Origin of the sequence: Streptomyces aurantiacus JA 4570 (genome assembly GCF_000414115.1) — a bacterium.
Lineage (GTDB): Bacteria > Actinomycetota > Actinomycetes > Streptomycetales > Streptomycetaceae > Streptomyces > Streptomyces aurantiacus_A.
In genome coordinates this window covers 1-22,197 of record NZ_AOPZ01000366.1, presented here as the reverse complement: position 1 = coordinate 22,197, position 22,197 = coordinate 1, and the positions used below count along the sequence as shown (strand labels likewise).

The 22,197-nt window shown below is 72.2% G+C and carries 18 protein-coding genes, 1 tRNA gene and 1 pseudogene; 9 read left to right on the top strand and 11 right to left on the bottom strand.

Annotated features, from left to right (window positions below; translation table 11 throughout):
• The first annotated feature begins 50 nt into the window (after positions 1-50).
• From STRAU_RS30590 to STRAU_RS30565, 6 genes are all read left to right on the top strand, one after another.
• Positions 51-530, top strand: a complete 480-nt coding sequence (locus STRAU_RS30590) for an Lrp/AsnC family transcriptional regulator (protein WP_016644292.1) — start codon at positions 51-53, stop codon at positions 528-530.
• Positions 531-570: 40 nt separating this feature from the next.
• Positions 571-1,218 (top strand): ABC transporter permease, encoded by a 648-nt coding sequence (locus STRAU_RS30585; RefSeq protein ID WP_037662975.1) that lies wholly within the window; start codon positions 571-573, stop codon positions 1,216-1,218.
• Positions 1,211-2,491: a betaine/proline/choline family ABC transporter ATP-binding protein gene (locus tag STRAU_RS30580; RefSeq protein WP_016644290.1), complete on the top strand. Its 1,281-nt coding sequence runs from the start codon at positions 1,211-1,213 to the stop codon at positions 2,489-2,491. Before STRAU_RS30585 ends, STRAU_RS30580 begins: the two co-directional genes overlap by 8 nt.
• The gene (locus tag STRAU_RS30575; protein ID WP_016644289.1) at positions 2,488-3,390 is read left to right on the top strand and encodes an ABC transporter permease; all 903 of its coding nucleotides are present in this window, start codon (positions 2,488-2,490) and stop codon (positions 3,388-3,390) included. The genes STRAU_RS30580 and STRAU_RS30575 overlap by 4 nt, the downstream gene beginning before the upstream one ends.
• Entirely contained in the window at positions 3,387-4,373 is a 987-nt protein-coding gene (locus STRAU_RS30570) for a glycine betaine ABC transporter substrate-binding protein (protein ID WP_397893033.1), read from the top strand. Before STRAU_RS30575 ends, STRAU_RS30570 begins: the two co-directional genes overlap by 4 nt.
• A 100-nt stretch (positions 4,374-4,473) precedes the next feature.
• Positions 4,474-5,082 (top strand): winged helix-turn-helix domain-containing protein, encoded by a 609-nt coding sequence (locus tag STRAU_RS30565; protein ID WP_016644287.1) that lies wholly within the window; start codon positions 4,474-4,476, stop codon positions 5,080-5,082.
• Positions 5,083-5,244: 162 nt separating this feature from the next.
• Here STRAU_RS30565 and STRAU_RS30560 read toward each other — a convergent pair whose 3' ends face one another.
• The 4 genes and pseudogenes from STRAU_RS30560 to STRAU_RS30545 all read right to left on the bottom strand — a co-directional run bounded on the left by STRAU_RS30560 (position 5,245) and on the right by STRAU_RS30545 (position 10,501).
• Complete coding sequence (locus STRAU_RS30560) at positions 5,245-6,054, bottom strand: S16 family serine protease (protein WP_078621615.1); 810 nt, start codon at positions 6,052-6,054, stop codon at positions 5,245-5,247.
• A 102-nt stretch (positions 6,055-6,156) separates the two neighbouring features.
• Positions 6,157-6,796, bottom strand: a pseudogene (locus tag STRAU_RS30555) (IclR family transcriptional regulator).
• A gap of 268 nt (positions 6,797-7,064) precedes the next feature.
• Positions 7,065-8,858 carry a DEAD/DEAH box helicase gene (locus STRAU_RS30550; protein ID WP_016644284.1) on the bottom strand — a complete coding sequence of 598 codons (1,794 nt, stop codon included), beginning with the start codon at positions 8,856-8,858 and terminating at the stop codon, positions 7,065-7,067.
• Between the two features lie 176 nt (positions 8,859-9,034).
• The gene (locus STRAU_RS30545; RefSeq protein WP_016644283.1) at positions 9,035-10,501 is read right to left on the bottom strand and encodes an MFS transporter; all 1,467 of its coding nucleotides are present in this window, start codon (positions 10,499-10,501) and stop codon (positions 9,035-9,037) included.
• Between the two features lie 397 nt (positions 10,502-10,898).
• On the opposite strand from STRAU_RS30545, the gene melC1 reads away from it, so the two are divergent.
• Together melC1 and melC2 are read left to right on the top strand one after the other, a co-directional pair.
• Positions 10,899-11,294, top strand: coding sequence for an apotyrosinase chaperone MelC1 (gene melC1, locus STRAU_RS30540; protein WP_016644282.1), 396 nt, complete (start codon positions 10,899-10,901; stop codon positions 11,292-11,294).
• A 16-nt stretch (positions 11,295-11,310) separates the two neighbouring features.
• Positions 11,311-12,138 carry a tyrosinase MelC2 gene (gene melC2 / locus STRAU_RS30535; protein WP_016644281.1) on the top strand — a complete coding sequence of 276 codons (828 nt, stop codon included), beginning with the start codon at positions 11,311-11,313 and terminating at the stop codon, positions 12,136-12,138.
• Here the strand turns inward: melC2 and STRAU_RS30530 are convergent.
• Positions 12,135-12,707, bottom strand: coding sequence for an isochorismatase family protein (locus tag STRAU_RS30530; RefSeq protein WP_016644280.1), 573 nt, complete (start codon positions 12,705-12,707; stop codon positions 12,135-12,137). The two genes, melC2 and STRAU_RS30530, sit on opposite strands and share 4 nt — an antisense overlap.
• Positions 12,708-12,831: 124 nt before the next feature.
• On the opposite strand from STRAU_RS30530, the gene STRAU_RS30525 reads away from it, so the two are divergent.
• A tRNA-Cys gene (locus STRAU_RS30525) sits at positions 12,832-12,903 on the top strand.
• Between the two features lie 267 nt (positions 12,904-13,170).
• Here STRAU_RS30525 and STRAU_RS30520 read toward each other — a convergent pair.
• The 6 genes from STRAU_RS30520 to STRAU_RS30495 all read right to left on the bottom strand — a co-directional run bounded on the left by STRAU_RS30520 (position 13,171) and on the right by STRAU_RS30495 (position 22,084).
• A complete protein-coding gene (locus STRAU_RS30520; RefSeq protein ID WP_016644279.1) occupies positions 13,171-13,719 on the bottom strand; it encodes an AAA family ATPase in 549 nt (182 codons plus the stop codon).
• Between the two features lie 166 nt (positions 13,720-13,885).
• Entirely contained in the window at positions 13,886-16,183 is a 2,298-nt protein-coding gene (locus STRAU_RS30515) for a xanthine dehydrogenase family protein molybdopterin-binding subunit (RefSeq protein ID WP_016644278.1), read from the bottom strand.
• Positions 16,180-18,720, bottom strand: a complete 2,541-nt coding sequence (locus STRAU_RS44085; protein WP_016644277.1) for a 2Fe-2S iron-sulfur cluster-binding protein — start codon at positions 18,718-18,720, stop codon at positions 16,180-16,182. Before STRAU_RS44085 ends, STRAU_RS30515 begins: the two co-directional genes overlap by 4 nt.
• Positions 18,717-19,640 (bottom strand): FAD binding domain-containing protein, encoded by a 924-nt coding sequence (locus STRAU_RS30505; protein ID WP_037662971.1) that lies wholly within the window; start codon positions 19,638-19,640, stop codon positions 18,717-18,719. The genes STRAU_RS44085 and STRAU_RS30505 overlap by 4 nt, the downstream gene beginning before the upstream one ends.
• Before the next feature lie 297 nt (positions 19,641-19,937).
• Positions 19,938-21,563 carry a beta-N-acetylhexosaminidase gene (locus tag STRAU_RS30500; RefSeq protein WP_016644274.1) on the bottom strand — a complete coding sequence of 542 codons (1,626 nt, stop codon included), beginning with the start codon at positions 21,561-21,563 and terminating at the stop codon, positions 19,938-19,940.
• Positions 21,564-21,781: 218 nt separating this feature from the next.
• Positions 21,782-22,084, bottom strand: a complete 303-nt coding sequence (locus STRAU_RS30495) for a DUF3039 domain-containing protein (RefSeq protein WP_078621613.1) — start codon at positions 22,082-22,084, stop codon at positions 21,782-21,784.
• Positions 22,085-22,197: the final 113 nt, after the last annotated feature.

The following is a 22,197-nucleotide window of genomic DNA, read 5'->3' as shown; positions in this document are numbered from 1 at the left end:
AGGCCCATCTCAGCGGGCGTTCTGTACACGATGCCTACTACGGAGGCGGCATGGCGATCGATCATCTGGACGGCAGGCTCATCGTGCTGCTCGCGCGTGAGCCGCGGATCGGCGTCCTGGAGGCGTCCCGGCGCCTGGGGGTCGCGCGCGGCACGGTGCAGGCCCGGATGGACCGGCTTCAGTCGAACGGAGTCATCCGCGGCTTCGGCCCGGACGTCGATCCGGCCGCGCTCGGCTATCCGGTGACGGCGTTCGCGACGCTGGAGATCAAACAGGGGCAGGGCGCCGATGTACGGGCCCATTTGGCGACCGTGGCCGAGGTGCTCGAACTGCACACCATCACCGGCCACGGCGACATGCTCTGCCGCCTGGTGGCCCGCTCCAACGCCGATCTCCAACGTGTGATCGACCGCGTGGTGGGTTTTGATGGCATCGTCCGGGCCTCCACGGCGATCGTCATGGAGAACCCTGTCCCGCTGCGGATCATCCCGCTGGTGGAACAGGCGTCCGACGACGCGGGGCGTGGGTAGGACTACCGTCCCAACGCTTTCGGCGAGGTGAATGGCACAGATGAACTTCTGGGACTACCTCGGCAGCCGCCATCAGCAGTTGCTGACGGACGCCTACCAGCACGCCAGCGCCGTCTTCCAGTGCATGGTGGTGGCCACGGCCATCGGCGTCCTGATCGGCGTCGTGACCTACCGCAGCGAGTGGGCGGGCAACCTGGCCACCACGGCGACCTCCACGATCCTCACCATTCCGTCCCTGGCCATGATCGGTCTGCTGATCCCCGTCGTCGGCCTCGGTGTCGCCCCGACGGTGACCGCGCTGACCCTCTACGGCCTGCTGCCGATCGTGCGCAACTCGATCGTCGGCCTGCGCGGGGTCGACCCGACGCTGGTGGACGCGGCGAAGGGCATCGGGATGTCGCGGGTGCACCGGCTCGTACGGATCGAGCTGCCGCTCGCGTGGCCGCCGATCCTGACCGGCATCCGGGTGTCCACGCAGATGCTGATGGGCATCGCCGCGATCGCCGCGTACGCCTCCGGGCCCGGCCTCGGCAATGAGATCTTCCGCGGCATCGCGTCCCTCGGCAGCAAGAACGCGCTCAACCAGGTGCTCGCGGGCACGCTCGGGATCATCGTCCTGGCGCTGCTCTTCGATGCCGCGTACGTCCTGATCGGCCGGCTGACGATTCCGAGGGGTATCCGTGTCTGAGACGTCCGAGACGAGCACCGCCACCGCCGCGCCCCAGCAGGCGCCGGCCCCGCGTGCCACCACCGGCGCGACGATCGAGCTGGAGAACCTCACCAAGCGCTATCCGGGGAGCGGCGAACCGGCCGTGGACAGCGTGAACATGGAGATCAAGGCGGGCGAGATCGTCATCTTCGTGGGCCCCTCGGGCTGCGGGAAGTCCACGACCCTGAAGATGATCAACCGCCTGATCGAGCCGACCAGCGGCCGCATCCGCATCAACGGCGAGGACGTCACGGACATCGACCCGGTGCGGCTGCGCCGCAAGGTCGGCTACGCCATCCAGTCCTCCGGGCTCTTCCCGCACATGACGGTCGCTCAGAACATCGCCCTCGTACCGAAGATGACCGGCTGGGGCAAGCAGAAGATCAAGTCGCGGGTGGAGGAGATGCTCGACCTGGTCGGCCTCGACCCCGGCGAGTTCCACGGCCGCTATCCGCGCCAGCTCTCCGGCGGCCAGCAGCAACGCGTGGGCGTGGCCCGTGCGTTGGCCGCCGACCCGCCCGTCCTGCTGATGGACGAGCCCTTCGGCGCGGTCGACCCGATCACCCGCGACCACCTCCAGGACGAGCTGATCCGCCTCCAGCACGAGCTGCACAAGACGATCGTCTTCGTCACGCACGACTTCGACGAGGCCATCAAGCTGGGCGACGTCCTGCGGGAGCGCTCGCACATCGCCCAGTTCGACACCCCCGAGGCCATCCTCACCAACCCGGCCGACGACTTCGTGTCCGGCTTCGTGGGCGCGGGGGCGGCCCTGAAGCGGCTGAACCTGACGCGCGTACGCGACGTGGAGATGGCGGACGTACCGACCGTGACCGTCGACGACCCGCTCCAGACGATCTTCGAGAAGCTGCGCGCGAGCGGCACCAACGAGCTGCTCCTGCTCGACAAGCGGCGCCGCCCCTACAAGTGGCTGCGCCGCGGCGACCTGATGCGGGCCAAGGGCTCCCTGGCCCGCGCGGGCACCCTCGTGCACGACACGGTGACCCGCGACGCCACGCTGCGGGACGCCCTGGAGGCCGTCCTCACCGACAACGCCGGACGGGTCGCCGTCACCGGCCGGCGGGGTGAGTACACGGGCGTCGTGGACATGGAGACCCTGATGAACTCCGTGCACGAGATGCTGGAGGCCGACCGCCTCGACGCCATGGAGCACCAGCACGAACTGGAGGAGCAGCGCGCCCAGTTGACCCACCAGGAGCAGGAGGGCCACGGCGGGGAGGCGAAGGCGTGAGCCCGGCCCCCGGGGGCGAACCCCGCATTCCCGAACGCAAACCGGCCGCCAGGGCCCCCGCCCGCCCCCAGGGCGAGCACGAGGTCAAGGGCCTGGCGTTCCGCGACGAGGGCGAGGCCGAGCAGGAGGCGCCGGCGTCGCCGCTCGCGGCCCGGCAGCCGCGCCGCATCACCTGGCAGAAGCTGACGATCCTGCCCGCCGTGCTCGCGGCCGTCCTGATCGCCACCTGGCTCTGGTTCGAGCAGGCCGACCTGGACCCGCTCTCCGAGAACGCACTGTCCAACGGGCAGGTGGGCAAGGCGCTGCGCCAGCACATCGAGCTGACGGCGATCTCGACGTTCTTCGTCCTGATCATCGCGATCCCGCTGGGGATCCTGCTCACCCGCGGCGCCTTCCGCAAGGCCGCTCCGGCGTTCATGGCCCTGGCGAACATGGGCCAGGCGACCCCGGCGATCGGCCTGCTCGCGCTGCTCGTCATCTGGATGGGCATCGGCGAGAAGGCGGCCCTGACGGGCATCATCATCTACGCCGTGCTGCCGGTCCTCTCCAACACCATCGCGGGCCTGCGCGCCAACGACCCCACCCTCCTGGAAGCCGCGCGCGGCATCGGCATGTCCCCCCTGGGCGTGCTCGCCAAGGTCGAACTCCCGCTGGCCGTCCCGCTGATCCTCGCGGGCGTGCGCACCGCCCTCGTCCTGAACGTGGGCACGGCGACGCTCGCCACCTTCGGCGGCGGCGGGGGCCTCGGCGTCCTGATCACGACGGGCATCACCAACCAGCGCATGCCGGTCCTGATGCTCGGTTCGATCCTGACGGTGGTCCTGGCCCTGCTGGTGGACTGGCTGGCCTCCCTGGCCGAGCTGGTGCTCAGCCCACGCGGCCTGGAGGTGCGGACATGAGGCGCGCGATGCGTGTGCGTACGCGTACGAAGGCGCTCGCGGCGGTGGGCGGGCTGCTGCTCGCGGCCGCGGGGTGCGGTCTGACCAGCGGCTCGCCCATGGTGGACGACGTCAAGCCCGGCATCGTCGGGCAGGGCAGGCCCCTGGAGGGCGCCGATCTCACCGTCACCTCGAAGGAGTTCACCGAGCAGCTCATCCTGGGCGCGATCATGGGCATCGCCTTCCAGGCGGCGGGCGCGGACGTCCTGGACCGGACGGGCATCCAGGGCTCCATCGGCGCGCGCGAGGCGGTCAAGGGCGGTGACGCGGACGCCATGTACGAGTACACGGGCACCGCGTGGATCACCTACCTGGGCAACTCCGACCCCATCCCGGACCCCCAGCAGCAGTGGGAGGCCGTACGGAAGGCGGACGCGGAGAACGGCGTCTCGTGGCTGCCGCCCGCCTCCCTGAACAACACCTACGCCCTGGCGATGAACGAGTCCAACGCCAAGAAGTACGGCACGAAGACGCTCTCCGACGTCGCCGCCCTGTCGAAGTCCGACCCGAAGGCGGTCACCGTGTGCGTGGAGGGCGAGTTCGCCAACCGCGCGGACGGCCTGCCCGGCATGCAGAAGAAGTACGGCATGAAGCTGCCCGCCGGGAACATCACGCAGATGGACACCGGGATCATCTACACCCAGGCCGCGAAGGGCAGTTGCACCTACGGCGAGGTCTTCACCACCGACGGCCGCATCAAGGCGATGAACCTGACGCCGATGGCCGACGACAAGCGCTTCTTCCCCAACTACAACGCCGCCCCCGAGATCAACGGCAAGACCCTGAAGAAGTACCCGGAGATCGCCGAGGTCCTGGCCCCCATCACCAAGAAGCTCAACAACAAGGTGGCGCAGGACCTGAACGCGAAGGTGGATGTGGACGGGCAGGATCCGCACGGGGTGGCGCTCGACTGGATGGTGGAGGAGGGGTTCGTGAAGGAGTAGGCGGGCCCCTGGGCCTTCAGCCACCTCCCCGTCGCCGTACAAAGACTCCGTTGCAAAGAAAGCGTTGCAACGGAGTCTTTGCATGCGTAGGCTGCGGGGCATGACGGAAGAGCAGCAGCCCGAGCCGGACGCGCCGACGCGCAAGGTCCTGAATCTCGACCCGCGCTCGCTGCGCGGCATCGCACATCCGCTGCGGATGCGGCTTCTCAGGTCGCTGCGCATGGACGGCCCCGCCACGGCCTCCCAACTGGCCCAGCGCCTGGGCGAGTCGAGCGGGGCCACGAGCTACCACCTGCGCCAGCTCGCGGAGTACGGCTTCGTGGAGGACGACCCGGAGCGCGGCAAGGGCCGCGAGCGGTGGTGGCGGGCCGTCTACGACGGCACGCACTTGGACAACGACCTCTCCAAGGACGCGGACCCCTCGGTGCGCGGCGCCTACAGCACCTTCATGCACGAGCACACGGCGAACCACGCCGAAGAGGTCGCCACCTGGCTCGCCACCGGGCAGGACTGGTCGCAGGACTGGATCGAGAGCGCCGACATCAGCGACTTCACGCTGGACCTGACGCCCGACCGCGCCACGGAGCTCAAGACGCGGCTCCACGAACTCATCGAGGAATACCGGGAGTTGGCGCCGGAGGAGGGCGCCCCCGACGCCGCCAAGGTCCGCCTGCACACCCACCTGATCCCGACCCGCCCCACAGACTGAGAGGTAGTCGCGGCATGCACCCCGACGCACACCTGTACGTGCACCACGCACGCGCGGCGGAATTGCGGCGCGCGGCCCCGGCCCGCCCGGCCCGACAGCCGCGGCGCGCCCCGCTGCGTACCCAACTGGGCTGGACCCTCGTCGAGTTGGGCCTGCGCCTGGTCAGCAGCTCGGGACGTCCTCGCCCTTCCGCAGGGCTCGCAGTGCGTCGACCGTACTCGCCAGCGTAGTCACCGGGACCAGCCGGAGGCCCTTCGGCTTCTCGGCCTCGGCGTCCGAGCACTCGGCCTTGGGCACGAGGAAGACGGTGGCGCCGTCGCGGGCCGCCGCCTGCGTCTTCAGGGCGACGCCGCCGACGGCGCCGATCTTTCCGTTCGCGGCGATCGTGCCGCTGCCCGCGATGGCGCGGCCGCCGGTCAGGTCGCCGCCGCTGCCGTCGCCGTCCAGCTTGTCGATGATGCCGAGCGACAGGAACAGGCCCGCGCTCGGCCCGCCGATCTTGCCGAGGTCGGCCTTGACCTTGATCTTGTCGGTGCCGTCCACGCCGTTCGCCCGCAGATAGCCGAGCGCCGCCTTGGTGGCGTCGTCCTGCGACTCCCGCATGTCGCCGAGGTTGTGCCGCTCGACTTCCTTGACGTCGTCGCCGTCCGGATAGACGGAGTCCTTCGGCATCACGGCCCGGTCCGTACGGAACCAGCCGTCGATGACGTCGCCGAGCCGCACGTCCATCTGCGGGCCCGTGGCCACGATGGTCGTCATCCGGAGCTCGCCCTCCGTCTTGCGCAGTTGCGCTCCGCTGATCGACAGGACTGGCTTGCCCTTGTACTCCCCCAGTACGTCGGCGGTGCCGCCCGGCTGGGCGACGGCGAAGGGGAGGGGCGCGAGCGCCGTCACGCCCAGCAGGGCTGCTACGGGCACGGCGGCCACTGCGAGGGCCTTGGGGCGGCTCAGACGAGCGAGTCGGGAGAACACCGCTTCAATCTAACCCGCCTTGATCTCACCCGTGGGCGTGGGCGCCGTTGATCGCGGCCTTCGGCCTCGCTCGTCCTCAATCGCCGGACGGGCTTGATTTCCTCAGCGCAGCGCGTCGGCCACCTCGCGGGCCGCGTCCACGACCCGTGGGCCCACCCGCTCCGGGACGGAGTCCGCCAGCATCACCACGCCTACGCTCCCCTCTATCCCGGTCACCCCGACCAAGGGCGCCGCGGCCCCACTCGCCCCGGCCTCCAGCTCCCCGTGGGTGAGGGCGTACCCGGGGTCGGTGACCTGCCCCTGCCGCGCGGCGAGAATCGCCTTGCCCGCGGCACCCCGGTCGAGGGGATGCCGGAAGCCCGTGCGGTACGCCACGTGGTAGTCGGTCCACGTGGGCTCGACGACGGCGACGGCGAGTGCCTCGGTGCCGTCGACGAGGGTGAGGTGCGCGGTCGCCCCTATGTCCTCGGCGAGGGCGCGCAGCGCGGGCAGCGCGGCCTCCCGGACGAGCGGGTGGACCTGCCGGCCGAGCCGCAGCACGCCGAGCCCGACGCGCGCGCCCCCCCAAGTCACGCCGCACGAGGGCGTGTTGCTCCAGGGTGGCGAGCAGGCGGTACACCACGGTGCGGTTCACGCCGAGCTTGTTGGAGAGCTCGGTGACGGTCAGGCCGTGGTCGGTGTCGGCGAGCAGCTTGAGGACGCGCAGTCCTCGGTCGAGCGTCTGAGATGTCTCCGCGGTCACGACGCCCACTCCTTTAGTGGTGAGGGTCGACGGCCCCCTCTACGGCGGGCGCACCGGCTGCGCTCCGGGGCGGCGCTGCCACGGGGCGTTGTGTAGCGGGGACAGTAGCGAGGGCGTCCCGCTCAGCGGAAGACTCCGTCCAGAATCCGGTCAAGGGGAAGGAAAGAGCGACCGGAATACCCCGATACGTCCCGCCGTATATGGACGCTCCGCGCACAGTGTCTGCACGCGGAGCGCACGATTCCTTACAGCAGGTCGTACCGACGGGTCACTTCATGCGGGTGGCCCACTCCTGGACCTTCGCGATGCGCTGGCGGAGCTGACCGGCCGTCGCCTCCGCGCTCGGCGGGCCGCCGCAGGTGCGGCGCAGCTCGGTGTGGATCACGCCGTGCGGCTTGCCGCTCTGGTGGACGTACGCGCCGACCATCGTGTTGAGCTGCTTGCGCAGTTCGAGGAGTTCCTTGTGGGAGACGACGGGCCGCCGCTCGGCGGGGATCTCCAGGAGGTCCGCCTCCTCGGCGGGCTTCTTCTTGCTGTGCGCTATCTGCCGCGCCTGCCGCTTCTGGAGCAGCATCTGCACCTGGTCGGGTTCGAGGAGCCCCGGGATGCCGAGGTAGTCCTGCTCCTCCTCGCTGCCGGGGTGCGCCTGCATGCCGAACTCGGCGCCGTCGAAGAGCACCCGGTCGAAGACCGCGTCGGACTCCAGGGCCTCGAAGGAGAACTGCTCCTGCTCGCCGGTGTCCTCGTCCTGCTCGCGGTTGGCCTCGTCCATCTCCTGCTCGGACTCGGCGTACGGATCCTCCTCGCCCTGCTTCTTCGGCTTGTCGAGCACGTGGTCGCGCTCGACCTCCATCTCGTTGGCGAAGCCGAGCAGGTCGGGGACGGTGGGCAGGAAGACGGAGGCGGTCTCGCCGCGCCGCCGGGAGCGTACGAAACGGCCCACGGCCTGGGCGAAGAACAGCGGCGTCGAGATCGTCGTCGCGTACACGCCCACCGCGAGGCGCGGCACGTCGACGCCCTCCGACACCATCCGGACCGCGACCATCCACCGGTCGTCGCTGCCGCTGAAGTCGTCGATGCGCTGCGAGGCACCGGTGTCGTCGGAGAGCACCAGCGTGGGCCTGGTCCCCGTCATCTCGCGGATGAGCTTGGCGTACGCGCGGGCGGAGTCCTGGTCGGAGGCGATGACGAGCCCGCCCGCGTCCGGGATGGCCTTGCGGACCTCGCTCAGGCGCTGGTCGGCGGCCTTCAGGACGTTCGGCATCCAGTCGCCGCGCGGGTCGAGCGCGGTGCGCCATGCCTGCGAGACCGCGTCCTTGGTCATGGGCTCGCCGAGCCGCGCGGCGATCTCGTCGCCGGCCTTGGTGCGCCAGCGCATGTTGCCGCTGTAGGAGAGGAAGATGACGGGCCGCACGACGCCGTCGCCGAGCGCGCTGCCGTATCCGTACGTGTAGTCGGCGGCGGACCGCCGGATTCCGTCGTTCCCTTCTTCGTACGCCACGAAGGGGATCGGGTTGGTGTCGGACCGGAACGGCGTACCGGTGAGCGCGAGCCGCCGGGTCGCGGGCTCGAACGCCTCCAGGCACGCCTCGCCCCAGGACTTGGAGTCACCGGCGTGGTGGATCTCGTCGAGGATGACGAGCGTCTTGCGCTGCTCGACGCGGTTGCGGTGCAGCATGGGGCGGACGCCGACACCGGCGTACGTCACGGCGACGCCCTGGTACTCCCTGCTGAGCGGGCCCGCGCTGTACTCCGGGTCGAGCTTGATCCCTATCCGTGCGGCGGCCTCGGCCCACTGCTTCTTCAGGTGCTCGGTGGGCGCGACCACGGTCACCTGCTGCACGACGTGGTGGTGCAGCAGCCAGGACGCGAGCGTCAGCGCGAACGTCGTCTTGCCGGCGCCGGGGGTGGCGACCGCGAGGAAGTCGCGCGGCTGCTCCTGGAGGTACTTCTCCATCGCACCCTGCTGCCAGGCCCGCAGCTTGCTCGCGGTGCCCCAGGGGGCGCGGCCGGGGAAGGCCGGGGACAGGTGATGTGACGAGGAGGCGGCGGTGGTAGTCACGGTCTCCGGGTTTTGACGCAGGGACGCTGGGACGCCGGCACGTTCGGGGCTGGCGGGCTGGGACTCGGGCGTAGGTACTGGTAGGCACTGGTAGGTACGACAACCCGGCCACCCTACCGGTGGGACGGCCGCGCCTCGGAGTTGACGCGGGGGCGCACCGCAGGGTGCGACGGGCGTCACACGACCTCGTGCGACCCCCGCAGCCGCGTCCCCAGCCACGCCCCCGCCAGGGCGACCGCGGCCATCGGCAGGAACACCGCGGTGAACGCGGCCGGGTGGGAACCGCTCGCCTCGGCGGTGTGGGCCGCCCCGGTCATGCCGCCGCCGAGCGCGGCGAACGCGGCGCCGCCCGCGGCGAGGAGCAGGGAGTTGGACAGGCCGTCGGATATCTGAAGGGCGGCGGAGTTCGAGCCCGCGTCCTCCGGGGGCGACAGGCGGAGCAGCAGGACGCTCGTCGAAGCGATCACCATGCCCATGCCGAGGCAGCCGAAGCCCCAGGCGACGGCGATGGTCCACACCGGGACGGCGTCGACGAGGACGCTCGGCGCGGTGGCGATGGCGGCGGCGACCAGGACCATGCCGGTGACCACCAGCTTCTCCCGGTGCGGTTCCATACGGGGCCGCGACTGCAGGTACGAGCCGAGTGCCCAGGTCGCGCCGCCCGCCGCCAGGGAGAGCCCGGCGAGCGTCGGCGACAGGCCGCGCTCGGTGACGAGCATCAGCGGTACGAAGGACTCGGCGGCGATGAACGAGCCCGCGGCCACGCCGCGCAGCAGCACGACGGACGGCAGCCCGGGCGCCGCCCGGTAGGTGCCGCGCGGCAGCAGCCCGAGCACGGCCGGGACGAGGACGGCGGCGCCGAGCACGGCCGGGACCAGCGAGAGCCACCGCAGGTCCTGGCCCGCGTACTGGAGCAGCCCCGCGCCCAGCGAGATGCCGAGGGCGAGGCGGACGCGGCGGCGGTCGAAGGGCTCGGCGGGGGCGTCCGGGTCGACGGGGCCCGACGCCGTCCGCCGTATCGCGGGCAGGGCGAGGGCGAGCGGGACGGCGACGAGGGCGGGGATGCCGAGGAACACCCAGCGCCAGCCCGCGTGCTCGGTCACCGTCCCGGCGATCAGCGGCCCGATCACGGACGGTATGACCCAACTGGCCGCGAACGCCGCGAGGATGGACGCCCGCAGCGCCTCCGGATAGGCCCGGCTGACCACCACATACAGCGCGACAATGACCAGCCCCCCTCCCAACCCCTGCACCGCACGCCCCAGAATGAACTGCCACATGGCCCCCGCGGTCCCCGCGAGCAACAGCCCCGCCGCGAACGCCCCGATCCCGCCCGCCAGCGCCCCCAGCGGCCCGCGCCGGTCGGCCCACTGCCCCGAAAGCACCATCCCGAACAGACTCGTCGTGAAGTACGCCGAGAACGCGAAGGCGTACAACGGAACCCCGTCGAGCTCCCGCGCCGCCACAGGCATCGCCGTCCCCACGGCGGTCGCCTCGAACGCGATGAGAAAGACGACGGAGACGATGCCGATGCTGAGGGCGCGGTAGGGCTTGCCGAGGACGGAGTCCCGGGAGGGCGTCGGTGTCCCGGAGGCGGGCGGGGCTGTGGCGACTTCGGCGTCGCGTGGGTCCAGGGCGGTCATGTCGGCCAGCGTAGGAGCGGCCGCCGGGGGCGGTCTGCTGCCGGAAGACGGTGAGTTGGTGGGACCTTGGTCGTACGCCTGCTCCGCGCGGACGGGGCCGTGTCATTCGGACAGGTTTTCCCTGTGATCCGGGGCACGACCCGTGAGCCATTGGTGAAGATTTTTCACGTTACCCTCACTTCAAGCGGAGAATTTGCGGCCTGCGCGCACCGCGGGCGCACTGACAGCAGGATCCTCCTCGTACAAGTCTGCACTATTTGTGCGTAGTTGTCCGTAAGGGTGGGCAACTCCTCGCGTCGATTTCGTCCCCACTCCTCCCTCCCTGTACGCATGGCAACGGCAGTCCGGCCGACCACCGGAACCGCCCTTTCACCACGCTTACTTGGGGGTTTTACGCATGTCCGGAATCACCCGCCGTCACGCCCTCGGCGTCACCGCGAGCGCCGCCGCCGGCCTCGCCTTCACCGGCTCCGCCCGGGCCGCCGCGCCGGCGGCCCACAGCGGCCCCGCCGACCAGCCCGGCTCCTTCGACGAGGTCTACCTCGGCCGCCGTATCCAGGGCGGGCCCACCGGGGGCCACGGCGGGGGCCACCACGGGGACCACGGCGACGGCTACGCCATCCGCATAGACGGCGACGACCTGCACATCATGCGCAACGCCGACGGCACCTGGATCAGCGTCATCAACCACTACGAGCCCCGGGCCACTCCGCGCGCCCTCGCCCGCGCCGCCGTCGTCGAACTCCAGGGCGCCGCGCTCGTCCCGCTCGCCCCGTCCCCGTCCGCCGTCTGATCCGGAGCGCACCGCCATGACCGTACGCAAGAACCAGGCCCAGCTCACCGCCGACGAGAAGCGGCGCTTCATCGACGCCCTGCTCGCCCTCAAGCGCGACGGGCGCTACGACTCCTTCGTCAGCACCCACAACGACTTCATCATGAGCGACCGCGACGACAGCGACCGCGTCGGCCACCGCTCGCCGTCCTTCCTCCCCTGGCACCGCCGGTTCCTCATACAGTTCGAGCAGGCGCTGCAGTCCGTGGACCCGTCTGTCGCCCTGCCCTACTGGGACTGGACCACCGACCGCACCCCCGCCTCCTCCCTCTGGGCCCCCGACTTCCTCGGCGGCACCGGCCGCAGCCGCGACGGCCAGGTCACCGACGGCGCCTTCGCCGGCTCCGGCAACGGCTGGCGCATCAACGTCCGCGTCGACGGCCGCGACTTCCTGCGCCGCGCCCTCGGCCCGCGCGGGCTCCAGCTGCCCACCAAGGCCGAGGTCGACTCCGTCCTCGCCATGTCCACGTACGACGCCCCGCCGTGGAACAGCGCGTCCGACGGGTTCCGCAACCACCTCGAAGGCTGGCGCGGCGTGAACCTCCACAACCGCGTGCACGTGTGGGTCGGCGGCCACATGGCCACCGGGGCCTCCCCCAACGACCCCGTCTTCTGGCTCCACCACGCCTACATAGACAAGCTGTGGACCCAGTGGCAGTCCCGCCACCCCAACTCGCCCTACCTGCCCGCCGCCGGCACCCGCAACGTCGTCGACCTCCGCGACACGATGCGCCCCTGGGGCGACGTCACCCCGGCCGACATGCTCGACCACACGCCGCACTACACGTACGACACGGCCGCCTAGAGCGTGTCCGAGACCTTCGGCCCGAAGGTCAGCTCCGCCGCGGCCACCGTGCCCCCGCGCCGCCCGGGCGCGCTCTGGCGGTGCCAGTACAGGTTCGTGTGCGCAATCACCAGGTCCGGGGCAGGGGCGCCGTAGCGGGTCAGGTCCTCCGTGGTGTGGGCGTCGGACACGAGGGTGGCGTCGTAGCCGCGGGTGAAGGCGCCGTGCAGGGTGGAGCGGATGCAGGCGTCGGTCTGGGCGCCCGTGACGACGAGGTGGCCGACGCCGCGTTCGGCGAGCACGGCCTCCAGGTCGGTGGCCTCGAAGGAGTCGCCGTAGTGCTTGTGGACGACGGACTCGCCGTCGCGGCGGACCAGTTCCGGGACATAGCGCCAGCTCTCGCTGTCCCGCGGGAGCTCGTCGTCGGAGTGCTGGACCCAGACCACGGGCACGTCCGCCGCGCGGGCCTTGTCCACCACGGCGGCTATGTTCGCGACCACGGCGTCGCGCGCGTGCGCCTCGGCCACCACGCCGTTCTGCATGTCGATGACGAGCACGGCGGTGCTGGGGCGGTCGGGCAGGGTCGTCATGGGATCTCCAGTCGCTCTGTGAACGCCGCATGGCAGTCGCGTTGCGGCGGCCGCCCGAAGCTTGAGCGGCGCGGGCGGCAGTGCCTACGGTCGGTACGTCACGTACGGCCAGAGCGTACGACGTGGCCGTGTGCCCGAGTGGTTTAGGGATTCGCCTGCAAAGCGAAGCACACCGGTTCGATTCCGGTCACGGCCTCCGCGCGAAGAAGGGGCGGCCCCGTCCGGGGCCGCCCCTGGCGGCGCCTCAATCCGCGAGGCCCCGCGTCACGCTCGGTACGCCGGGGTCAGCCCCAGCCCGTGTCACCGTCATCCCCCATGATTTCCCCCGTAGTTGTGGCGTACTTGCTCGGAACACTTTCGATGGTGCCCTTCAACTCGCCGCTAACAAAAGGGATTTATGGGGGGATGACACGCCTGCGGCGTCATCGCGACCGTACGGGCACCGGTCGGTGACATTCCACTCTCAGACCACCGCCGACTCGTCGAGCCGCGCCAGAATCGCGTCCACCGTCTGATCCACCGTCAACTCCGAGCTGTCCAGCCACAGTCCGATACGTGGCGTGGTGGCGCGCAGCCCTTCGTCCAGGGCCTCGACCGTCCACTCGCCGTAGCCGGTCTTGCCGCGGGCGGACTCGCGCGCGGCCACCGCGGCGGGCCGCGGGGCGAGCACGACGACGTGCAGGGGGCGCGTCCGCACCAGGTCGACGTACCGCTTCAGCTCCTCGCCGAGGATCACGTCCTGGACGATCGCGGTGAAGCCCGCGGCGGCGTACGCGTCCGCCGTCGACGCCGACAGGCCGTAGCGGAGCCGGAGTTGGGCCTCCGCCTCGTCGCCGGCCCCGGGTTCGTACTCCTCGCGGCCGGAGACGATCATGCGCCGGAAGGTGTCGCCCCGTACGTGTGCGGCGCGGGGCAGTCGCTCGGCCAGCGCCTGGGCGATCGTGGACTTGCCGGCGGCCATGATGCCGGTGATGACGATGACCCCTTCGGGGGTGGTGGCTGCAGCGTTCACCCGCGCGAAGTTACCTCGGTGCGGCCGAGGGTTCCTCTTCTTTTCCGGAGGCGCTGGGGGCCGTGGGTCCCTCGCGGGGCGCCCCAGGCCCGCCCCTTCCCGTAACCAGGGGGCTCCGCCCCGCGGCTCGTCCTCAAACGCCGGACGGGCTGATATAGGCCCTGCTCTACGCCAGTTCCGAGCCCACCGCCGCCTGCGGTCTGATCGGCAGGCGGTTCACCGGGCGTCCCGTCGCCGCGCGCACGGCCGACGCGATCGCCGCGGGGGACGTCACCACCGGTACCGCGCTCGCCGCCTTCGCGCCGAAGGGGGCGACCACGTCGCGTTCCTCGACGAGTTTCACGATACGGATGTCGGGGGCGTCCAGGGCCGTGGGCAGGGCGTAGCCCGTCAGGTCGGGGTGGCGGACGAGGCCGCGCGGGGTGCGCAGGTTCTCGGTGAGCGCCGCGCCGACGCCCTGGGTGACGCCCGCCTCGATCCGGACCCGAAGCTGCGTGGGGTTGAGGATGCGGCCGACGTCCTGGGCGACGGCGAGTTCCACGACCCGTACGGATCCGATCTCGATGTCCACGTCGACGACGGCGCGAACCGCGCAGAAGGCCATGCCCACGAAGGCGTCGCCCTGGCCGTCGGCGTCGAGCGGCTCGGTGGGGTGCGGGCGGCACTGCGCCGTGGCCCACAGCTCCTTGCCGTCCATCGCCTCCTCGACGGTGGTGGAGAGCACTCCGTCGTACGAGGTGATCTTGCCGTCGGCGATCTGGAGCAGCTCGGTCGACATGCCGAACTTGTGGGCGAGGGGCTGGAGCAGCTGCGTACGCACCATTTTCGCGGCGCGTTCGACCGCGCCGCCCGACACCCAGGTGTGGCGGCCGTGGCAGCTCGGCCCGGCCGGGGGCTGATCGGTGTCCACGGGAGCCACGCGCACGTCGTCGATGCCCAGGGTCTCCTGGACGATCTGGCGGGCGAGGGTCGTGAAGCCCTGGCCGGTCTCGACGGCCGCGCAGATCACCGTGGCGATGCCGTCGTGGACCTTCACCGTGGCCGTGGAGACTTCGTCCGCGCCCTCGGCGCCGAGGAGTTGGACCATGCCGAGGCCGTAGCCGACGCCGCGCCGCACGGCGGCCGGTTCGCCCGCGCCCTCGGGGCCGCCGGGCAGCAGCCAGTCCTCCTGCGGGGTGTCCTTGGGCAGCTCGGGCAGCGGGAAGTCCCGTACGGCGGCGAGGAGTTCGGCCACCGGGGCCGGGCACGTCACGGTCTGCCCGGTCGGCAGGATGTCGCCGGTCGCCATCGCGTTGCGCAGCCGCAGCTCGGCCGGGTCGACGCCCAGCTTCTTGGCGAGCTTGTCCATCTGCGCCTCGTACGCGGCGCAGACCTGGAGGGCGCCCTCGCCGCGTACGTGGCCGGAGGGCGGGTTGTTGGTGCGGACCGCCCAGCCCTCGATGAAGGCGTGCGGGACGACGTAGGGACCGCAGGCGAAGGAGACCGCCGCGGCCAGCGCGTCCCCGGAGGTGTCGGCGTACGCGCCCGCGTCGAGCAGGATCTGCGCCTCCACCTTCACCAACTGGCCGTCCGCGTCCGCGTGGTGGCGGTAGCGCAGGAGCGTCGGGTGGCGGTGGGCGTGGCCGAGGAAGGACTCCTCACGGGTCGCGGTGAGCTTGACCGGGCAGCCCGTCTTGAGGGCGAGCAGGCCGAGCGGCAGGTGGAAGCTGGCGTCCTCGCGGTCGGCGCTGGCGCCCGGGACGCCGGTGACGACGACCTTCACGCGCTCGGGGGCGAGGCCGTAGCAGGCGGCGGCCATGTCGCGGTCGCCGTGCGGGTCGGTGGAGGCGATGTACAGCTCGACGCCGCCGTCCGGGCGGGGCACCGCGAGTCCGGCCTCCGCGCCGATGGGCGCCGGGTCCTGCCGTCCGATCCGGTAGAGACCCTCCACGACGACCTCTCCGGCCGCCTCCGGGTCGCCGTGGCGCAGCGGGATGTGGCGGATGAGGTTGCCGTCGGGGTGCAGCGGGGCGGCCTCGAAGGACTGCTCGGGGTCGGTCACCGGGTCGAGCAGCTCGTACTCGACGATGATCGCGGCGGCGGCCATGCGGGCCGTGTCGGGGTGGTCGGCGGCGACCGCGGCGATCGCCTCGCCGTGGTGGCGCACGACCTCGGACGCGAACAGCGGGCGGTCGGCGGTCTTGCGGCCGTGCTGCGGCTCGCCCGGCACGTCCTCGTACGTGACGACGGTGCGTACGCCCGGCATGTCCTGGGCGTGGGTGATGTCGATGGACACGATGCGCGCGTGCGCGTGCGGGGAGCGCAGCACGGCCGCCCACAGCAGGCCCTCGGCCCACAGGTCGGCGGCGTACGGGAACGTGCCCTCCGTCTTGGCCCTGATCTCCGCCGACGGCAGTGACGAGCCGATGCCGTGCGGCAGTTGCTCCGCGCCCGGCGCGGGCGCGGCGGCGGTCTCGTTGCTCACGCCTGGCCTCCGTCCTGGCCGTACGGGCCCGCCTGATGCGGCACGCGGGGCGCGCCGTTCTGTTGGGGTTGGGCTTGTCCGCCCTGCCCGGCCTGGTGCTGTCCGGCCTGGTGCTGTCCGCTCCGGTCCTGTCCTGCCTGGTGCTGCTCCTGCTCGTTGGCGGCGCCCTTCGCCTCGCGCTCGGCGACCACGTCGCGGACCGCGTCGAGGACGCCCCGGTAGCCGGAGCAGCGGCACAGGTTGCCGCACAGCGCGCGGCGGGTCTCCAGATCGCTGGGCGCGGGGTTGCCTTCGAGCAGGTCGTGCAGGGTCATCGCCATGCCGGGTACGCAGAAGCCGCACTGCACGGCGCCGCAGTTGGCCAGCGCGCGCTGCACGTCGGAGGGCTGCCCGTCCACGGCCAGGCCCTCGACGGTACGCACCTCGCTGCCCGCCGCGGTGGCCGCGGGCACCAGGCAGGACGCGACGAGCCGCCCGTCCACCTGCACGTTGCAGGCCCCGCACTCGCCTTGCGAACACCCGTCCTTGGCCCCCGCGAGCCCGAGCCGCTCCCGCAGCACGTACAGCAGCGACTCCCCGATCCAGGCGTCGGTGACGGGCCGGTCGGCACCGTTGACGCGCAGCACGTAGGACACGAGGGGGTGCTCGTCCTGCGGAACGGGGCCTGGCTCCGGAGCCTTGGGCGGGGCCTTGGTGGACGGGGCGTCGGCTTCGGTGTCTGCGGGTGCGTCTACGTGTGCGTGTGCGCCGGGGTCGGCACCGGGGTCGGCCGGGGCGGGGGCGTGGGGCGCCTGCGAGGCGTGGTCCGCCGCTGCTGTCGCCGCGGCGGCTTCCGCTTCCGCTTCCGCGGGATGGGCTGTCTCCCCGGCGGGGGGGACGTCCCCGGCGGGGGCCTCGTCGTGGGTGGGGGTTACGTCGGGGGTGGCGCCGGGGGTGAAGTCCCCGCCGAAGGCGAGGGCCGCTGGGAACTCGTCGTCCACGTCGGCGCCGGGGTCCGCGTCGGGAGCGAGGGCCGCGTCGAGGGCGAAGTCCGCCTCCGGGTCCTGGTCCGCCTCGGCGGCGAGGGCCGCTCGGGTGTCGTCGTGCGCGTCGGAGGCGAGGGCCGCGTCCGCCGCGTCGTGCGCGTGGTCGGCCGAGGGCGCGCCTTCGGCGTGACGCGGGTGGTCCGCCCTGTGGGTGTGGCCCGCCGCGTACGCGGCGTCGGCGTCACGGAGGTGGTCGGCCTGGTGGGCGTGGCCCGTCCCGTAGCCGGAGTCCGCTCCGGACTCGTCGTCGCCGTCGAAGGCGAAGTCCACGTCGGGCAGGTGGTCCGCCCCCGTGGCGAGGCCCGCCTGCGACGCACCGTCCGTGTCCCGGAGGTGGCCCGCGTCGGCGAAACCGCCCGCCTCGGGCGCGTGGTGTGCGGGCGCGGCCTGCACGCCGGGGGCGAGGTTCACGAACGCGGGGTCCACGTCGGGTGCGTGGTGCGCCGCGGCCGCGGCGTCCCCTCCGTACCCGGGTCCCGCCCCGTGCGCGCCGCCCGCGAAGTCCGCTCCGTGCCCGCCGGGCGCCGGAGCCGTCGTGGCTCCCGGCGCGGCGACCGGACCCGGCTGGGAACCGGGCTCGGCGGACGCGTGCGCGTCGGCCGGGTAGCCACCCGTTTCGTCCCGTACGTCGCCGCTACCGTCATCGTCACCGCGCTGCCCCGCAGGGCCGAGAGACCCGTCCGGGCGGCGGCTCACGACGAACAGCTTGGCGGTCCGCTCGAAGGGGGTCTCAGGGGTCCCCCCTGTCTCCCCCGCGCCGGACTGCCCGTGCCGCACGGGCGCGTGGCCCGCAGGCGCGGACTCCGCGGCGTTCGCCGGGTTCGCCGGGTTCGCCGGATACCCCAACGACTGCGGAGCCTGGGGCGCCTCCGGGAACGGGGACGCCTGCGGCGGCTCGGACGCCTCCGGGGCCTGCGCCGGCCACGACGCGGCCCAGGGCGCGGGCGCCCCGCCCGGCAGCGTCGCGGGCGGCGTACCCCCCCACTGCTCCGCAAGCGACGACGTCGCGAACTCGCCCGATTCGTCCGGAAGATCACCGTCCGCGACGGGGATGGACCACTGCCCGGTCACGTCGTGCCCGACGGCGGCCCCGCCCTGCTCCTGCGGGTGCGAGGGCATCGCGTCCGGGAACGTCCACTGTCCGGTGTCGCGCGGGTCGTACGCGTCGGGGGCGGCCTCGGCCGGAAGCTGCTGCTGCGGGTGGGCGCCCGTCTGCGTGCCGGGGTCGGGCCAGCTCACGGACTGCGCGCCGCCGGACGACGCGGGCGCCATGCCGGTGATCTCGGGGGGCAGCACCCACACGCCCGTGGCCGCCGGGTCGGTGGCGTCGGGCGCGGTCGGCGCGACCGTTATCTGCGGCGGCACATAGCCGTGCCCGGGGGCGGCGAGCGGGGTGCTCACGGCGTCGGCCGCGCCCTCGGGGAGCTGCACGAACGCGGTGGCGTCCGCGTCGTACTCACCCTGCGGATGCGGCTGCCAGCCGCCCGTGCCATTCCTCTGACCGTCGGTCACGACAGCGCCCTCCCCAGTGCTCGTCGGGCCAGCGCGGCGACGGTGCGCCGCAGGTGCAGTACGGCGGGCGGCAGCGGCTGCGCGGTGCCGTCCTCGGCGGGCGGGTGGTCGGGGACGCACGCCGCGGCGACGTACTCGCCGAAGGCCGTCAGGGCCTCCGGCACCAGACCGCGCTCGCCGTCCCAGTCGATGAGCCCGGCCACCCATTGCTCGGCCTCCAGGGGCCTGAGCGGCATGGGCGCGATGGCGCCGACGGCGCACCGCACCCCCCTGCGCGCCGGGTCGAGCACCAGGGCGACCGACGCGGTGGCGCGCCCCGGGCCGGTGCGCCCGGTCGCCTTCAGGAAGACCTGGGGGGCGTGCAGCAGCGGCACGCGCACGTACCCGATGAGCTCGCCGGGAGCCAGCATCTCCATGCCCGCGAGCAGGTGCGAGACCGGGATCTCGCGGCGGGCGCCGCCCGGCCCCGCGATGATCAACACGGCTTCAAGGGCGGCGAGTACGGGCAGCGAGTCGCCGGTGGGCGCGGCCGACGCGATGTTGCCGCCGAGGGTGCCCGCGTTGCGGATCTGCGGCGGTCCCGCGGCGCGCGCGGCGGCGGCGAGCGCCGGGATGAGCGCGGCGAAGTCCGGGCGCCCCATGCGCGCGTGCGTGAGGCCCGCGCCGAGCAGCCCGTGTCCGTCCTGGTACTGCCAGCCGCGGATCTCGTTGATGCGGCCGAGGCCGACGAGGGCGGCGGGGCGGAGCAGACCCGCGTTGACCGACGACATCAGGTCCGTGCCGCCCGCGACGGGCACGGCGGCGGGCGCGACGGGCGCGGCGGCGGGCGCGGCGGCGAGCGCCGCGACGGCCTCGTCGAGCGTGGCAGGCAGCGTCACAGACTGCGCCCCCTGCGCCGCCCGCGGTGCGTGCGTGGTCAAAACCGGCTGCCCCTTCCCGATGGCCCGGCGGCTTGCGCGCCGTTCTCACCGTTACGCCTGTTCCGCCGTACGGTACGTGCTCACAACCCGGACGTGGCAACTCTGGCACATCTTCGCCGGGCCCCGGCGACGGGGTCCGCTAGGAGACGTTCGTCCGCAGACCTGGGGGATATGCCGTTTTCGCACTCCCTCGGCGGTCAGCGGGAATTGCCACTCTTCGGTGATCCTTGTACGGCTTTCTCCTGGCGGCCCACGGTCGCACCGCGGACCGCCGGGAGCACGCGCTCGGGCCTCGCCTCACACGTTTGGGGGCGCCCCCTCGATCGGGCGTCCGAGCACTCCGGGACGTTTCTGCCACGGCAACGGGCCGCCCGGCGGGCGGTAGTCGACGCCGAGGGCGTCAAGTCGCGCGTAGTGGGCGGTCATTCGCCGTTCGAAGTCGGCGAAGTCGCGCTCCGCGGGCGCCGGGAGCGTACGCCAGGCGACCTCGGCGAGCGCCGCGAGCCTCGGGAAGACCTGGTAGTCCACTCTCCCCTGGTACTCCATCACCTCGGTCCACACGTTGGCCTGCGTCCCGAGGACGTGCTTCGCCTCGTCGCCGGTGAGCTCGGCCGGCACCGGCTCGAAGCGGTAGACGTCCTCCAGGGTGCGTACGAAGCCGATGGGCACGGGCTCGTCGGGGCCGCCGTGCTGACGGTGGTCCAGGTACACGTGCTGCTCGGGGCACATGACGACGTCGTGGCCCGCCTGGGCCGCCGCGATGCCGCCGCCGTACCCGCGCCAGGACGACACGGCCGCGCCCGCCGCGAGCCCGCCCTCCAGGATCTCGTCCCAGCCGATGAGCCGACGCCCGCGCGCGGAGAGCCACTTGTCGAAGTGCTGGATGAACCAGCTCTGCAACTCGTCCTCGTTGCTGACCCCCAGCTCCTCGATGCGGGCCTGCACGGCGGCGGAGTCCTTCCACTGCTCCTTGGGACACTCGTCGCCGCCGACATGGATGAAGGTCGAGGGGAACAGCTCGAGGAGCTCCTCGAACACCCCCTCGTAGAAACGGAGGGTGCCGTCCGTGGGCGCGAGCACATTCGGTGTGACACCCCAGGTGTCCCACACCGACAGCGCGGCCGTGTCGACGACATCGGTGTTGCCGAGCTCGGGATACGCGGCGATCGCCGCCTGCGAATGCCCCGGCACGTCGATCTCCGGGACGACGGTGATGTGCAGGGACTCGGCGTACGCGACGATTTCGCGGATGTCGTCCTGCGTGTAGTAACCGCCGTGCGGCTTCTCGTCCCACAACTCCGAGGCGCGGTGCCCCCACTTGGTACGCGGCCGCCAGGCGCCGACCTCGGTGAGCCGCGGGTGGCGCTTGATCTCCACCCGCCAGCCCTGGTCGTCCGTCAGGTGGAAGTGGAAGACGTTGAGTTTGTGCGCGGCGAGCAGGTCCAGATAGCGCAGGACGCCGTCCTTCGGCATGAAGTGCCGGGCCACGTCGAGCATCATGCCGCGCCAGCCGAATCGCGGTGCGTCCTCGATGACGCCCCGTGGGACGGTACGTTCCCGTCCGGCGGTGACGGGCGCCTTCCGGAAGGCGTCCGGGCCGAGGAGCTGACGCAGCGTCTGCGCTCCCCAGAACACCCCGGCCGCCGCGCCGCCGCGGATCTCGACACCGTCGCCGGTGACGGTCAGCCGGTACGCCTCCGGTTCGAGGCCGTCGTCCAGACGGAGCGAGACACCCCCGCTCGCGCCCTCCGCGCCGGGCGCGAGCGGAAGGTGAAGGGCACCACCGAGCGCGACCCGCAGCCAGCGTTCGGTGGACTCCGTACCGGGTCCTGCCCAGAGCGTGGTCGAGGCATCGAAGGTGAAGCCGTCACCACCGGGGCTCTCGGCGCGTGCGGGCGCCGGGATCAGTTCCTCAAAGGTCATGGGGGCGAGGCTGCCACGCGATTGCGCACCGCAAAAGGCCCGTTGCGGCACATGCAACGACACGCAGACAACAAACGCCGGACGGGCAGTATCAGCCCGTCCGGCGTTCGAGGACGAGGCAGTTTCAGCCCGTCCGGCGTTTGAGGACGAGGCGTGCGGCGTTTGAGGACGAGGCGCGAAGCGCCGAAAAGGGGGCAAGGGGCGAAGCCCCAGACGAACTACTTCTTACCGCCGTCCTTGCCGCCGCCCTTGTCCTTGTCGCCGCCCGCTCCCATGGACTCGTAGATCTCCTTGCACATGGGACAGACGGGATACTTCTTCGGGTCGCGGCCGGGGACCCACACCTTGCCGCAGAGCGCCACGACGGGCGTACCGTCGAGGGCGCTCGCCATGATCTTGTCCTTCTGGACATAGTGCGCGTAGCGCTCGTGGTCGCCGTCACCGTGCGACACCTGTGGCGTCGGCTCTACGAGGGTCCCCGTACCTGCCCCGCGCTCGGGCTCGGGCTCAAGAGTGCTCATAGGTGCCAAGGGTACTCACGCCGGGCGCGTCCTGGCAGCGGCTGCCGTCCGAGCCGTCCGGGTGGGGGCCCGCGCGCCGCGCACGCGCCGCCACCGCGTGCAGCGCGAGCCCC

Excerpts from the sequence above, each read along its gene's own strand:
- STRAU_RS30570 (WP_397893033.1), top strand. The coding sequence starts at position 3,387 with ATGAGGCGCGCGATGCGTGTGCGTACGCGTACGAAGGCGCTCGCGGCG.
- STRAU_RS30565 (WP_016644287.1), top strand. The coding sequence starts at position 4,474 with ATGACGGAAGAGCAGCAGCCCGAGCCGGACGCGCCGACGCGCAAGGTC.
- melC1 (WP_016644282.1), top strand. The coding sequence starts at position 10,899 with ATGTCCGGAATCACCCGCCGTCACGCCCTCGGCGTCACCGCGAGCGCC.
- STRAU_RS30590 (WP_016644292.1), top strand. The coding sequence starts at position 51 with ATGGCGATCGATCATCTGGACGGCAGGCTCATCGTGCTGCTCGCGCGT.
- melC2 (WP_016644281.1), top strand. The coding sequence starts at position 11,311 with ATGACCGTACGCAAGAACCAGGCCCAGCTCACCGCCGACGAGAAGCGG.
- STRAU_RS30495 (WP_078621613.1), bottom strand. The coding sequence starts at position 22,084 with ATGAGCACTCTTGAGCCCGAGCCCGAGCGCGGGGCAGGTACGGGGACC.
- STRAU_RS30500 (WP_016644274.1), bottom strand. The coding sequence starts at position 21,563 with ATGACCTTTGAGGAACTGATCCCGGCGCCCGCACGCGCCGAGAGCCCC.
- STRAU_RS30545 (WP_016644283.1), bottom strand. The coding sequence starts at position 10,501 with ATGACCGCCCTGGACCCACGCGACGCCGAAGTCGCCACAGCCCCGCCC.
- STRAU_RS30585 (WP_037662975.1), top strand. The coding sequence starts at position 571 with ATGAACTTCTGGGACTACCTCGGCAGCCGCCATCAGCAGTTGCTGACG.
- STRAU_RS30530 (WP_016644280.1), bottom strand. The coding sequence starts at position 12,707 with ATGACGACCCTGCCCGACCGCCCCAGCACCGCCGTGCTCGTCATCGAC.